Source organism: Plantibacter cousiniae (nom. nud.), assembly GCF_977070315.1.
This window is the reverse complement of the sequence record NZ_CDRVEU010000003.1, coordinates 33,311-46,516: the sequence shown is the minus strand read 5'-3', so window position 1 is coordinate 46,516 and position 13,206 is coordinate 33,311. Positions and strand designations below refer to the sequence as shown.

At 57.4% G+C, this 13,206-nt stretch carries 9 protein-coding genes; 8 read left to right on the top strand and 1 reads right to left on the bottom strand.

Going from position 1 to position 13,206, the window contains the following annotated elements:
• Window positions 1-16 precede the first annotated feature (16 nt).
• Complete coding sequence (locus ACW55A_RS06995; RefSeq protein WP_003434325.1) at window positions 17-364, bottom strand: topoisomerase DNA-binding C4 zinc finger domain-containing protein; 348 nt, start codon at window positions 362-364, stop codon at window positions 17-19.
• A 255-nt stretch (window positions 365-619) separates the two neighbouring features.
• On the opposite strand from ACW55A_RS06995, the gene ACW55A_RS06990 reads away from it, so the two are divergent.
• The 8 genes from ACW55A_RS06990 to ACW55A_RS06955 all read left to right on the top strand — a co-directional run bounded on the left by ACW55A_RS06990 (window position 620) and on the right by ACW55A_RS06955 (window position 13,080).
• Window positions 620-2,173 (top strand): methyl-accepting chemotaxis protein, encoded by a 1,554-nt coding sequence (locus ACW55A_RS06990; protein WP_498810952.1) that lies wholly within the window; start codon window positions 620-622, stop codon window positions 2,171-2,173.
• A 540-nt stretch (window positions 2,174-2,713) separates the two neighbouring features.
• Complete coding sequence (gene eprS / locus ACW55A_RS06985) at window positions 2,714-5,719, top strand: autotransporter serine peptidase EprS (RefSeq protein WP_498810953.1); 3,006 nt, start codon at window positions 2,714-2,716, stop codon at window positions 5,717-5,719.
• Window positions 5,720-5,809: 90 nt separating this feature from the next.
• Entirely contained in the window at window positions 5,810-8,926 is a 3,117-nt protein-coding gene (locus ACW55A_RS06980; protein WP_455809493.1) for an autotransporter domain-containing protein, read from the top strand.
• A gap of 566 nt (window positions 8,927-9,492) precedes the next feature.
• Complete coding sequence (locus ACW55A_RS06975) at window positions 9,493-10,812, top strand: DUF6861 domain-containing protein (protein ID WP_255301149.1); 1,320 nt, start codon at window positions 9,493-9,495, stop codon at window positions 10,810-10,812.
• Entirely contained in the window at window positions 10,812-11,492 is a 681-nt protein-coding gene (locus ACW55A_RS06970; protein ID WP_032703092.1) for a hypothetical protein, read from the top strand. Before ACW55A_RS06975 ends, ACW55A_RS06970 begins: the two co-directional genes overlap by 1 nt.
• Window positions 11,493-11,495: 3 nt before the next feature.
• Window positions 11,496-11,825: a hypothetical protein gene (locus ACW55A_RS06965; protein ID WP_032703091.1), complete on the top strand. Its 330-nt coding sequence runs from the start codon at window positions 11,496-11,498 to the stop codon at window positions 11,823-11,825.
• 117 nt (window positions 11,826-11,942) lie between these two features.
• The gene (locus ACW55A_RS06960) at window positions 11,943-12,233 is read left to right on the top strand and encodes a hypothetical protein (protein ID WP_410110746.1); all 291 of its coding nucleotides are present in this window, start codon (window positions 11,943-11,945) and stop codon (window positions 12,231-12,233) included.
• 526 nt (window positions 12,234-12,759) lie between these two features.
• Window positions 12,760-13,080: a hypothetical protein gene (locus tag ACW55A_RS06955; protein WP_080052612.1), complete on the top strand. Its 321-nt coding sequence runs from the start codon at window positions 12,760-12,762 to the stop codon at window positions 13,078-13,080.
• Window positions 13,081-13,206: the final 126 nt, after the last annotated feature.

The following is a 13,206-nucleotide window of genomic DNA, read 5'->3' as shown; positions in this document are numbered from 1 at the left end:
GCGACCGGTCTGGCGTTTAGCGAAAGATCGGTCGGATCCCCCGACATTTCGGATAGGCCACACAACCCCAGAATTCTCCGGCGTTCTTGCCGGTGCGGGCCACCTTGATCACCATGGTTTTCCGGCAATGCGGACACGCAGGCGCCGCCGGCTTTGCCGTGGGTGTTGGCGGCGCAGGTGTGCGGGGCTGTTTGCCGGGTTTGGCACGGCGGGTTTTGACAGGCACTTGCGGTTCAGGCGGGAGCGCTTCAGGCGCAGCGGGCTCCGGGTGCTGTCGCTGCGGCGTGCCTCCTGCAACCCGGCTCAATAACCCGCGCAGTGTCTTGATCAGTGCGTTCAGCGCAGAGGCTGCGTTGCGTGCCATTGGGGTGCCTTGGGTCGGGTCGCGATCAGGGCAGCATGGTGCAGGCATCCTCGTCGTGGCGCAAACACTTGATTTCGCCATCATGCCTGACGTTTCTTGAACAGCGTATTCCCGCTAGCTGTTAAATCCCTGAGTCGTGTGGGCGATAACAGTGCATCATGACGATCGGTTGTCACTTTGAAAGGCAGTGCTACACCTTCAACAGCTGCCCGGAGTATCATCATCATCACGGAGCGATTCTCAATGCGCGTCAACATGCCTATCACGCAGACTGAACGGACTTTCCCTGCCTCTGAACGCCTCATTTCCACCACCGACCTCAACAGCCACATTACTTATTGCAACGATGCCTTCGTCACGCTGAGCGGCTTCACTCGCGAAGAGCTGGTCGGGCAGCCGCATAACCTCGTGCGCCACCCGGACATGCCAGCCTCGGTGTTCGCGCATATGTGGGAAACCATCAAGCAGGGCAAGCCGTGGATGGGCGTGGTCAAAAACCGCTCCAAGCAGGGCGATTACTACTGGGTCAGCGCTTATGTGACGGCGGTGTACGAAAACGGCCGGATCGTCGGGTACGAGTCGGTGCGCTCGCTGCCGACCCGCGATCAGGTGCGGCGCGCCGAAGCGCTGTATGCGCGGTTGCGGGCGGGCAAGTCGGCAGTTTCCGCCAGCAGCTCAGCGACCTATCACCTGATTCGTCAGTTACCGATGATCCTCTGCGCGCTTGCGCTGGCTGTGGGTGTCTACATGCTCGACGATTTGCCGTCGATCATCATGATCCCGATTGTGATGGTTGTACTGGGCGTTTTTCTTGAAGTGCGCCAGCGCAGCAGCATCCGCAAAACCCTTGAAGAACACCCCAAGGCCTTCACCAGTGCACTGATTGCGTTGACCTACAGCGACAATCGCGGCCCGCAGGCGCAGCTCGACCTGGCCATGCTCAGCGAAGAGGCGCGCCTGCAAACGGCCCTGACGCGTCTGGCGGATACCGGGGAAAGCGTGCGCCAGCATGCCGGGCGGTCAGCGCAATTGTCCCTGCGCCAGGCCGAGTCGCTGGATCAGCAGCGCAGTGAGGCCGATCAGTCAGCCACGGCCATCAATCAGATGGCGGCGACCATTCAGGAAGTCACCCACAACGTGCAGAACACTGCCCATGCTGCCGAAGAAGCCGACAAGCTGGCACAGCAAGGGCGTGGTCTGGCCGATGAAAGCCTGTTGGCGATTCGACACATGGCCACCTCGGTGACCGACATTGGCAACGCTGTGGGGGAACTGGCTGACGCGACCCAATCGATCGGCAGTGTGGTCGATGTGATCACCTCGATCGCTCAGCAAACCAATTTACTGGCGCTCAACGCGGCCATCGAAGCGGCGCGTGCCGGTGAACAGGGACGTGGTTTTGCAGTGGTGGCTGATGAGGTGCGCTCACTGGCGTCTCGCACGCAGTCGTCGACCGAGCAGATCCAGCAAATCATCACCTCGCTGCGCGATGGCGCCGATCGAGCGGTACAGACCGCCAGCAAGGGCGAGCAGATCTCTCAGGAGAGTGTCGCCAGTGTTGAAGCCGTGCAGAAGGCGCTGGATGGCATCAGCCAGTCGGTGACCCGCATTACCGGCATGAGCCAGCAGATGGCGTCGGCGTCTGAAGAACAGAGCCACGTTGCGGAAACCATCAGCCAGCAAATCACCCGCATCGCGCAACTCTGCGACGAAAGCGCCAGCCAGGCGCAGCAAGGCTCGCAGATCAGCAGCGAGCTGGAAGAAATGGCGCATTACCTGCACAGCCTGGCGGAACGGTTCAGTCGTTAAACGCCATTCAACTCCCGCGGAAAGGACGCAGAGCGTCCTGAACGGCATGCCCACGCGGAACGTGGGACGATAGTGAACCCACCGCTTATCGCGCCCATCGCTTCGAGTACTCGCGGGGCCTGAGGCAACCCACCACCTATCGTGCCCATCGCTCCGCGTGGGCATGCCGTTCATGACGCGCTGCGTCATCCCTTTTCTGGAACATCTGAATGGACTGTAGTTATTGCCGGACAAGTTTTGGCAGCCTCAGACAAGTAACACATTTGGCACACTGTTACTGGAAACAGTGGATATAACCTGAGGAAAAACAAGTCGCGTGCAATTAAATAGCCACTACTCAATCATTCATCCGCATAATAAAAATTAAAACAAACTCAATAGATTCAAGCGCCTATCAGCGATATATATGCCCTGCGATGCGTTTTCCTTATGTTTTGGTGTTTGTAACAGATTTGAAATAAATAGGTTGCCAAGTTTCAAACTGCGGACTATGTTCTGGAATCGCTCAATCAAGAGCCAACCAGTATCAGGTGTGCAGGGATGCAAAAGTCGAAGTGCGTGGGTGTTGTCCGTTATTCGTTCAAGCCTGTAGCAACAGGCGCGCTTTGTGCGCTGTCTTTTACGTTTGGCTGCTCGGCTTATGCTGACTATGTCGAACAGGGCAAGCCGGGTGACGCGGCCAGTTGGCGGTCGGCAGAATTCCAGAGCGATTGGGGGCTGGGCCGTATCCAGGCTGATCAGGCTTACGCCGCTGGCATCACCGGGGCCGGTGTCAAGATCGGTGCGCTGGACTCGGGTTTCGACCCGTCCCACCCGGAAGCCACGCCATCCCGCTACCACGCAGTCACCGCTACCGGTACTTACGTTGACGGCTCGCCGTTCAGCATCACCGGTGCCATCAACCCGAACAACGACACCCACGGCACGCACGTCACCGGCACCATGGGCGCGGCGCGCGATGGCGTCGGCATGCACGGCGTGGCGTATAACGCTCAGATTTACGTCGGCAACACCAACCAGAATGACAGCTTCCTGTTCGGCCCCAACCCCGACCCGCAGTATTTCAAGGCGGTGTACGGCGCCCTGGCGGATGCCGGCGTGCGCGCCATCAACAACAGCTGGGGCAGCCAGCCGGCCGACGTGACCTACGCCACCGAAGCAGGTGTGCGCGCTGCCTACGCTCAGCACTACAACCGCGGCACCTGGCTGGACGAAGCGGCGAATGTCTCGCGTAAGGGCGTGATCAACGTGTTCAGCGCCGGCAACAGCGGTTACGCCAATGCCAGCGTGCGGGCGTCGCTGCCGTATTTCGAGCCGGACCTCGAAGGCCACTGGCTGGCCGTGTCGGGCCTCGACAGCAGCAACGGTCAACGCTACAACCAGTGCGGCCTGTCCAAATACTGGTGCATCACCATGCCCGGTCGGCTGGTCAACAGCACCGTGCCGGGCGGTGGCTACGGCATTAAATCCGGCACTTCCATGTCCGCGCCGCATGCCACTGGCGCGCTGGCGCTGGTGATGGAGCGCTTCCCGTACATGAACAACGAGCAGGCGCTGCAAGTGCTGCTGACCACCGCCACCCAGCTCGACGGTTCGATCACCCAGGCACCGACCAATAGCGTCGGCTGGGGTGTGGCGAATCTGGAACGGGCGATGCGCGGCCCCGGCCAATTGCTCGGCACCTTCGATGCCAATCTGGGCGCAGGTTTGACTGATGTGTGGAGCAACGATATTTCCGATCAGGCACTGATCCAGCGTCAGGCCGAGGACAGCGCCGAGCAGGCCACCTGGCAGCAAACCCTGATCAGCAAAGGCTGGCAGAACGGCGTTGCTAGCACCGCCAGCCAGCAGGATCAGGCCGACTACGCCACCGGCACCGCTCGCGCCGCTGCTGCTGCGCAACGCCAGTATCAGGGCAGCCTGATCAAATCCGGCGCAGGCCGCCTGATTCTCGACGGCGCCAACACCTATCGCGGTGACACGCTGGTCAATGGCGGCGTGCTGTCGGTCAATGGGTCGCTGGTGTCAGCCGTGCAGGTCAATGCCGGCGGCACACTGGGCGGCAATGGCCAGATCGGCGGGCTGACAGCGCGCAACGGCGGTATCGTCGCGCCGGGCAATTCCATCGGTACATTGCAGGTCAATGGTGATGTGACCCTCGAGCCGGGTTCGACCTACGCCGTGGAGCTTTCACCGACCGCCAGTGACCGCATCGTCGCCACTGGCAGCGCTACCGTGTCAGGCGCGAACATGACGCTGGCTCTGGAGAATACAACGCCAGTGGCCTTGAGTTCTGCACCGATCCAAAGCGTGGTAGGTCGCCAGTACAACGTGCTGCAAGCCGCCAACGGTATCAACGGCCAGTTTGGCAGCGTCTCTTCCAACTACGCCTTCCTCGGTGGCCGACTCGACTACTCAGCCACCGGCGTGGCACTGAACGTCGAGCAAACCGCCGCTTTCAACAGCGTGGCGCAAACTCCTAATCAGGCTGCCGTGGCGACTGCCGCCGAACAACTCGGCGCCGGTAACGCGGTGTACGAAAACCTGCTGCTTACCCAGAGCGCCGCCTCCGCACGCGACAGCTTCCAGCAATTGTCCGGCGAAATTTACCCGGCCATCGGCAGCATGCTGATCAACGACAGCCGCCAGGTCCGCGATGCGGTGGGTGAGCGCCTGGGCGCCAGCGTGTTTGGCACCGATGGCAACACTGCCGCACAAGATAACGTCTGGCTCAAAGCCCTGGGCGCATGGGGCAAGACCGACTCGCGCGACGACACCGCCGGTTACACCTCCTCGATTGGCGGGCTGCTCGCCGGTGTCGATGGCAACCTTGCCGATGACACCCGTCTGGGCGCTGTCGCAGGCTACAGCGACAGCTCGTTGAACATGGGCTCCGGCACGCATTCCCGGGCTTCGGTGGACAGCTACCATCTGGGCGCTTACCTCGGCCATGAAATCGGCGCACTGCGCCTGACCCTCGGCGCCGCACACAGCTGGCATCGCATCGATGCGCAACGCGACGTGCAGGTCGGCGGCGCAGCGGGCAAGGAGAAAACCAAACACGATGCACAGAGCACCCAAGTGTTCACCGAGGCGGCGTATCGCATTCATCTGCAACCTGCGACGCTTGAGCCGTTCGCCAATCTGGCCTATGTCCACCTGAACACCGATGGCTTCACCGAGAAGGGCGACGCTGCAGCGCTGTCTGCCGGTAGCGACAACCGTGATGCGGTACTCAGTACCCTGGGCCTGCGTGCCCTGAAGAGCATCGCGATTAGCGACCGTCAGAAGGTCGACCTGTCCGGCAGCCTCGGCTGGCAGCACAACCTGAGCAACACCGATTCCGAACAGCATCTGGCATTTGCCTCCGGTGGCAGCAGCTTCGCTATCGAAAGCTCGCCGCTGGTGCGTGACGCTGCGCTGGTGGGTGCTCATGCCACCCTGGCGTTGAGCAAAGAGGCGAGGATCAGCCTCGATTACAGCGGCCAACTGGCCAGTAGTGAGAAAAGTCACGGTGTGGGCCTGAGTCTGAACTGGCAGTTCTAAGCAGTACGCAACCCTAAAACCAAAAGAACGACGCGCATGCAAATGCATGCGCGCGGAGATTCGTGCGCGTTAACTAAGGACGGTAGCTTGATGAAAGATGCATTCAACACCCGACACACCTCTGTCAAACCCCTGGGCCACGCCATTCGGGCGATCAATCGCGCCTCCTGCGGCGCGCTCGCCTGCTACCTGGCGACACTGGGCGTGGCGCATGCCGCACCGTATGTGGAAGCGGGGCAGGCGGGCAATGCGGCCAGCTGGCGCAGTGCCGAATTCAATGCCGACTGGGGCCTTGGCGCGATCAATGCTGATCAGGCCTACGCTGCAGGCTACTCGGGCAAGGACATCAAACTGGGCATCTTCGACCAGCCGGTCTATGCCCCGCATCCGGAATTCGACAGCCCCAACAAGGTGGTCAATCTGGTCACCAGCGGCATCCGCGAATACACCGACCCGTATATCCCGGTGAAGGCGGGCGACGCTTTCCGCTACGACGGCGCACCGAGCCTGGACTCCGGCGGCAAACTCGGTAACCACGGCACCCACGTCGGCGGCATCGCCGGTGGCAATCGCGATGGCGGTCCGATGCATGGCGTGGCCTACAACGCGCAAATCATCAGCGCCGACAACGGCGACCCGGGCCCGGAAGATGGCATCGTGCTGGGCAACGACGGCGCGGTGTATCAGGCCGGCTGGAACGCGCTGGTCAACAGCGGCGCGCGGGTCATCAACAACAGCTGGGGCATCGGCATTACCGACCGTTTCAGCAAGGGCGGTCGCGATCCGGCGTTCCCGCACTTCACCGTGCAGGACGCACAAGTGCAGTTCGACCAGATCCGCCAGATCCTCGGCACGCGTCCGGGTGGCGCGTATCAGGGGGCCATCGACGCGGCACGCAGCGGCGTGGTGACCATCTTCGCCGCAGGCAACGACTACAACCTCAACAACCCCGACGCAATGGCCGGACTCGGCTATTTCGTACCGGAGATCGCCCCCAACTGGCTGACCGTCGCCGCCCTGCAACAAAACCCGGATGCCGCAGCGGCCGCCACCACGCCCTACACGCTGAGCACCTTCTCGTCGCGCTGCGGCTACACCGCCAGCTTCTGCGTCTCGGCACCGGGCACGCGCATCTACAGCTCGGTCCTTAACGGCACCAGCCTGGCAGACCTCACCGTCGGTTGGGCCAACAAGAACGGCACCTCAATGGCCGCACCTCATGTCGCAGGCAGTATGGCTGTGCTGATGGAGCGCTTCCCGTACATGACCGGCGCGCAGGTCGCCGACGTGCTGAAGACCACCGCCACCGACCTTGGCGCACCGGGCGTCGACGCGCTGTACGGCTGGGGCATGATCAACCTCGGCAAGGCTATCAACGGCCCGAGCATGTTCGTCACCGAGGCAGATATTCCTGCCGAATTCCGTATAGACGGCGCCTACGGCGACAGCCAGTTCGTGGCTGACCTGCCAGGCGTCGGCGCGATTGTCGACGCCGGCAAACCGACCCAACGCACCTGCACCGGGCCGCAATGCGGGCTGGATGTGTGGAGCAACAACATCTCCGGCCACGGCGGCCTGACCAAACAAGGCATCGGCACCCTGGTGTTGAGCGGGGCCAACAGCTACAGCGGCCCAACGCTGGTCAATCAAGGACGCCTGGCCATCAACGGCTCGCTGGCCTCTGCCGTCACCGTCAACAACGGCGGCATTCTGGGTGGCAACGGTGGCGTCGCGTCGCTGACCGCCAACCGTGGCAGCACAATTGCACCGGGCAACTCCATCGGCACCCTGCAGGTGGCGGGCAACCTCAACCTGGCACCGGGCTCGACCTACGCGGTTGAATTCTCGCCCACTGCCAGCGACCGCATCGTGGTCGGCGGCACCGCGACCGTCAGCGGCGCCAACATGGCCCTGTCCCTGGAAAACGACAACGCAGCACTGCTCAGCAGCAACCAGACCCGCAGCGTTCTGGGTCAGCAGTTCAACGTACTGCAAGCGGCTGGCGGCATTCAGGGTCAGTTCGGTTCGGTGACGGATAACTACGCATTCCTCGACGGCAACCTGGCTTACACCGGTACAGGCGTGACACTGGCCCTTGAGCGTAACGGCGACAGCTTCGCCAGCGCGGCGCAAACGTCCAATCAACGCAGCGTGGCCCAAGCCATTGAGCAACTGAGTGCGGGCAACTCCGTCTATGAGAGCATCATCCTCAGCCAGGACGCCGCCAGCGCACGCCGCGCATTCACCCAACTGTCCGGCGAAGTGCACCCGGCCATCGCCACGCAATTGATCAACGACAGCCGCCAACTGCGCGACGCCGTGGGTGACCGTCTGCGCGTGGAAGGCTTGTACGACCAGCCAGCACCGGGCACTGAAGATAACTCGGTGTGGGTCAAAGCGCTGGGTGCCTGGGGCAAAAACAGCGGCAGCAGTGACAGCGCCAGCTCGACCTCATCGCTGGGCGGCCTGCTGGCAGGCGTCGACGGCCTGATCAGCGAACACACCCGTCTGGGCGCGATGGCAGGTTACAGCGACACCTCGCTGAGCCTGGGCGACGACACCCACTCGCGGGCCTCGGCAGACAGCTACCACCTGGGCGCCTACATCGGCCACGAACAGGGCGCACTGCGCCTCACCGCAGGCGCGTCGCACAGCTGGCACCGCATCGACGTGAAACGCGATCTGCAATTCGGCGCGTTTTCCGACCGTCAGAAGGTCAAGCGTGACGCACAGTCGAGCCAGGTCTTCACCGAAGCCGCCTACCGCCTGAACCTGCAACCGCTGGCACTGGAGCCATTCGCCAACCTGGCTTACGTCCACTTCGACAGCGACAGCTTCACCGAAAAAGGCGGCGCCACGGCCCTCAAAGGCAGCGACGACACCCGCGACACCGTGCTCTCGACCCTGGGCATGCGCGCCGGAAACCGCTTCAACCTCAACGACACACAAAAACTCGACGTCTCCGCCACCCTCGGCTGGCAGCACAACCTGAGCGACACCTCGTCCGAACAACACCTGGCCTTCGCCAGCGCCGGCAACAGCTTCAACGTGCAAAGCGTCTCAATGGACCGCGACGCCGCCGTAGTCGGTGCCCGCGCCAGCCTGGCGTTGGGCAAGGACGCACGCATCAACCTGGACTACAACGGCTTGCTCGGTGCACGGGATAAAACCCACGGCGTGGGTCTGTCGCTGGATTGGCAGTTCTGATGGAGGATGCCTGCGGGGTGCAGTAGCCCCGCAGGCACTCGGTAATACCTATCGTGCCAATGCTCCGCGTTGGCACGCATTTCGTGACGCTCTGCGTCATATCCAAGCCATCACGCGAATGCTGGATCACTCATAAGTCCAGGCTTCTGCCCGCAGGGCGTGGGAGCAACCGGGGCGGCGATCCGCATTGCTCGCGATATGCCGGGAACCGGCAGCAAAACCTGTGCATGCGGTACATCAGGCACAACCGAGGTGACCTTTTCAGGGCCGCTTCGCAACCGTCGTAACTTCTTCCCAAAACTTCCTATTTTGAGGGGTAGAAGCCTGCTCTCCGGGCTTGCCAAGGCTCGTATCCAGACTGCGCGGAGATTCTGGCCAAGTTCGGCTTCACGCCTGCACCACACGCGGGAAACCGGAGTCATTCAACGGCTGCTTTTGAGCCGCCAAAGCGGTTGTACGAATTTTCCGAATTTTTGCGGGCTTCATGTACCCCTCGGATTTTTTTACACTTCTTCTGTTAAGTTGCTCAGGCAGAGCTGTATCAAGAGTTGTCAGGGAGACACTGAATGTTCTTTTTTCACATGCTGCCCTCATGGGATGACATACGGCGAAAGCTTGACCGTGATATCGCGCCCTACAGAGGGGGCCATTTTCGCACGCATCGAAATGAACCCGTCCCGTCGCCCGCGCTGATCATTCGCCGCTTCAATTGTGTCAGGTCCGCGTTCGACCGCGCCGAATCGGAGGCTTGTCGCATACTGGGACAACGTTTCGTTGACCTCGACATCTCCAGCATCATCAAGGACTTGATCGATGTAGTCACCCAGATGGCCATGATCGTCGTGGGCAGTGCTTTTGTCGGAGGGGTAGCCGGTGCAAGCGCGGGCGCGCTTTTTTTCGGGGTGGGCGCTGCTCCCGGTGGTTTAATGGGCGCTACATTAGGGGCGCAGGCCAGTACTTTCATACTGGGGATTCTTGGTCTGGAGTCCATCGCTGAATCCGTCATCGATGGCTTTCCGCGCATCATTCATTACTACACTCGCGGTATCAGCACAGCATGGCAAGGCCCCCGCGAACAAGGGTGGAGCTCCTTCATGGGAGACGACCCGGTCGCACAGAACAGCGCGGTTCAGGAAATCGCACAAGGGCACGTTGAAGTAGTGATTCTGCTATTGGGCGCGATGGTTCAGTACATCACACGCGGCCGCGGTAACGCTCGTGTTTTGGCAAATGAAATGCGGGCCAGCGCCAAAGGCGAGCGACTGGGCCAGTGGATGCTTGAGCATGAAGATGACCTGAAGAAGCGACCTGATTTGCAGAGGCCGGAGCCGCGTAGGGGGGCGCTTGATACGCAGGAGCCGCCGCAGTCGCCACCCCTCACTTCCAAAAATGTGGATAAGGCTAGCCCGGAAGCATCGGTTCCAATTAATAAACTTGATCTAGCAACTGTGGAGGTGCTCAGCATTAAAGATGCGCAGCGGCTTAAAGGCGAGAATCGGGGCTTGATTTTTGTTCAAGAGCCACAGGGTAACTTTGACAACGCGTTTGTGAAGTTTGAATCTGGGACTAAAGGTGCACTTTCTGACGTGCTTTCACAACGTAAAGCGGTCCCTGCCCTACGGTTTGACAACGCAAACCCTAGGGGTAATAATTTCGTAAAGTTTGACGGGATAGAAGATGATGGTCTGACATTAATTGATCGAAAAACATCGTTGACCACATTTGATAAACAAATCCAAAGTATTCAGCGCGCATCAACTGCTTTGAGGCAGAATCCTCAAATGAAAGGAGTCTTCGAGTTTCCGGACCAGAAAAATGCTGATAAAGCGCTCGATATATTAATTGAGCAGAATATTAAAAATATCAAAGTGAGGGTTGCTCAATAATGGCTAAATATAAACTGGAATTCCGCCACCGCGCGCAGCATGACGAGTCCATTGCTACTCGTCATGCGCAGTTTATTGAAGGCGTATCTGCATTAGGCAATGGTTGGGATTTTAAAGGGTTGGGCGAATTGCCCGATATAGATTCCGAGCTTCTGCTGTCCACGACTCTTGATAAAGTCCTTCCGGCAGGCATCACAGGGCGTTTGACTTATCAGTACAGAGATGAAGGTTATCTGGAAAATGATGCTCAGTATGACGACACTCTTTTCATAGAGTTCTCATCGGAGAGGGTTGATCTTTCGGATGTCGTGAAAAGACTATTTCCTTCATACGTCAAAGCTTTCGGCTGTTACCGTGCAACCCTGCATGACTGGACCGTAACACGGCGCGACTGGCCCAGGATTCTTGAAGCATGTGAGGCCACGGGTAAGGATGTGAATGGTAGAGATGGGATTTATCGAATAAATGCAGTTAATTATTTTGATGGTGCTCTGTGTCGCTCAGAGTTTAATTTGAATCCAAAGCAAATGGTCGAGCGCTTAAGTGGTAAAGTTGAAGCTGTTCGAGAGTTTGAAGGCGGTATTCTTTTAATCTATACCTCGCATGAGGTGGCTGGTTCGGAGCTTGAAAGTATAGACGCCGAAGTACGGGTTTCGTTGGGTCAGTCCAAGGAATTTTAGCTCATGAAATTCGATCATATGCTCATCGAGAATAATCTCGTTTTGCTGATAGATGAAATCAAAATCCAACCGGAAGTGGCTTCTTATATTTCACACGAATCGCTATCCTACAGTTATCAGATTGAGCAGTTGGCTGAGTGGCTGCATCGCGCTGGAGAGTGTGGGTTGGTTTACGAAAGTATTGTGTCTCTGCTTGAGGCGTTGCCATTTAAATTGTCTGGTGTGGCATCGGTGAAGTTATTAGAGGTTGGCTTGATCTTTGGATTCAAGACAGAGACGGAAGCAGATATGAAATTCGATAGGCGTGAGTATAGAGTGGATAAGTCCTTGTGAATGGCTTTTTTATTGTTCTTTGAGTAATGAGTTCAATGTGTCTGTAGGGCTACCGGCGAGTGTTATGTTTTGAATGATTTGCTTGTGTGCTCAGGCCCTGCTTTTTGGAAATGTCAAATGCCTATGAAGTACAAGAATATCCGGCACATACTAAAAACGGTTTTCTGCTCCGATTTTAATCTGACAGAAGACGTTGCTGTAGGTATATATGTTAATAATCTTAATTCTAGTGGCAAAATAGATGAGATGAGGTATGAGTTAGATGAATGCCTTCGTGATAAAAATGTTTCTTGGCGAGATATGTTAGTAAATGATGAGTACGAGGTCTTGGATTTTGAAACTGAGCAGGAAGCTAAGGATTATATTAAAATGATTCTTTGGCAGCCATTGGATAAAAAGACCAATTGAAATTTACGAGACGTTCGTAGGCACTTGAGTGGTCGTATGAAGAGGAGTTATCAGGCAGTTTTCATAGTTCCTACAGGCGCATGTAAGGTCCTAGGCGATTATGGATGGGAGTTTAATAGTCTTGAAAAGCTTCCTGAAAGTATCGGAGAGTATTTGGTTAGGTATTTAGGTATTTAGGTATTTAGGTCTTAAGTTTGAAGAGGAATACGCAGGCATCAAGAAATATACAAATGGTCAGATAAGTATGTCGATTTTTCTTGACGGCAATAATGAGGTTGAGAGTATCTATTTTCAAGCGTTCGAAAGTTTCTTGGCGGAAATTTATAAGGCATGCCAAAATGAAGCGGTTTTTTCAGGGGCGGAAATATTTATTCCCGAGGAAATGAAAAGCTTTTAGTGGTAAAGGGGTATGTGTTTCACTGAAGTTTTGCAATGGTGAAATCGATGGCTCAGCAAAAGCCAAGGCTCAGGATTTTAAATGTTTGTTAAATAGTGTGAATGGATCTCGAAAGATGCTCTGGAAGCAATGCTGACAATCGGTGATACTGAAACTCAGTGCGTAGCTTTTTGTCATCCATGTCATATGAATGTCGGGGACATGCTGCTAGAGCCTGTCCTTGCGATATCAATAAAAAATGTAGCCAAGATGGCGGCAGGCTCTCAGCCATACGTACTACGTATTGACGATGGATTCGTCCATGAAATTCTGGCTGAGGTGGCTAGTGTTGAAAAATCGCTGGTGGTTGCAGGTGAAATCACTATTGAATTGGATGATGTACTACCCGGAGACATCAACGTCGGAGATATGATTGGTTTCTGCTGTGGACGTCTTGATGTGATTTCCTGACTTTTAAAAGTGGTATTGTCAAGATGACGATGTGTATCACGAGTCTTCGTTGCACTGCACACTCTGAATTGTACACAGAACCTCTCCAAGCATCATCCCCACTTAGATCGCTCGTTGTTATACATA